Source organism: Streptomyces sp. YS-3 (genome assembly GCF_045257485.1).
Taxonomy (GTDB): domain Bacteria; phylum Actinomycetota; class Actinomycetes; order Streptomycetales; family Streptomycetaceae; genus Streptomyces.
Genome location: NZ_JBJHPC010001002.1, coordinates 1 through 1,348, shown reverse-complemented (window position 1 = coordinate 1,348; position 1,348 = coordinate 1). Strand labels below are relative to the sequence as shown.

General features: G+C 74.8%; 2 protein-coding genes. One reads left to right on the top strand and one right to left on the bottom strand.

Going from position 1 to position 1,348, the window contains the following annotated elements; genetic code table 11:
• Positions 1-50 precede the first annotated feature (50 nt).
• Positions 51-374, top strand: a complete 324-nt coding sequence (locus tag ACJA3G_RS37050) for a nuclear transport factor 2 family protein (protein ID WP_406557400.1) — start codon at positions 51-53, stop codon at positions 372-374.
• Between the two features lie 9 nt (positions 375-383).
• Here ACJA3G_RS37050 and ACJA3G_RS37045 read toward each other — a convergent pair whose 3' ends face one another.
• Entirely contained in the window at positions 384-1,241 is an 858-nt protein-coding gene (locus ACJA3G_RS37045; protein ID WP_406557399.1) for a PhzF family phenazine biosynthesis protein, read from the bottom strand.
• Positions 1,242-1,348: the final 107 nt, after the last annotated feature.

Here is a 1,348-nt window from a genome sequence, read left to right as displayed (position 1 = left end):
TCGCGGAGGCGGACGTGCGCCGTCGTCCCGCCCGCATCCAGAGGAGCCCCGTGCCCATCCCCGCCGACCAGCTCAGCGACCCCGCCGTCCGCGCCTTTGTCACGGCCCTCAACGCCGGGGACCGCGCCGCCTTCCAGGCCGCGCTCGCCCCCGGTGCCACCATGTCCGACGACGGCTCCGACCGGGACGTCGCCGACTGGACCGAGCGGGAGGTCTTCTCCAGCAACGGCCAGATGGACGTCGAGGCGGAGAGCGACGGCGGGCGCTCGCTCGTCGCCTCCTACCGCAACGACACCTGGGGCGAGATGCGGACCGCCTGGCGCTTCGACGTCCAGGACGGGAAGGTCGGCCGGTTCGAGACCGGGCAGGCCTGAGCGGCCCCGTTACGCCGGGATGGACGCCCCRGCGCCCCCGACCCGTACCCTCGCGTCCCCCGCGCGCAGCGTCACCGTCAGAACACCCGGGCGGCCCAGGTCCTCGCCCTGGTGGAGCGTGAGGACCGACTCCTCGGGGACCAGGCCGAGTTCGCGTACGTACGCGCCGAAGGCCACCGCGGCGGCGCCCGTCGCCGGGTCCTCCACGACGCCGCCGACCGGGAACGGGTCGCGGACGTGGAAGACCGTGTCGGACGCCCGCCAGGCCAGCTGAACCGTCGTCAGGTCGAGCCGCCGCATCAGCGCTGCCAGCCGCTCGAAGTCGTAGGAGAGGTCCGCCAGGCGCTCGCGGGTGGCGGCGCCGAGGACCAGGTGGCGGTTGCCCCCGAAGGCGATACGCGGCGGCAGGGCCGGGTCCAGGTCGGCGGCGGGCCAGTCGAGCGCGGCCAGCGCCTCGGCGAGGTCGGCGGGCGCGATGTCCTCGCTGTGCGGCTCGACGCTGGTGAGCGTGGCCCGCAGCACGCCCTCGTCGTCCGTGACCGTCACCGGGACCGTACCGACGGGGGTCGCGAAGACCAGGTCTCCCGGGCCGATCCGCTCGGCCAGCGCCACGGCCGTCGCGACGGTGGCGTGGCCGCAGAAGGCGACCTCCGCCTTCGGACTGAAGTACCGGACCGTGAACGCCCGCCCCGGCTCGCCGAGTCCCTCGGGGGGCGCGGTCAGGAACGCCGTCTCGCTGTAGTCCAGCTCGGCGGCGATCGCGAGCATGGCGTCGTCGTCGAGCCCGCTCGCGTCGAGCACGACCCCGGCGGGGTTGCCTCCGGCGGGGTCGGAGGAGAAGGCGGTGTAACGCAGTACGTCGGTCATGCCGCTGACAACTCCACGCGGGGGCGCGGCATTCCACACGGAGGAGGGTCACCTGCGGCCCGATGGGGTTGCCCGCACCCCCGACCACCGACGGCCCGCACCCGAAG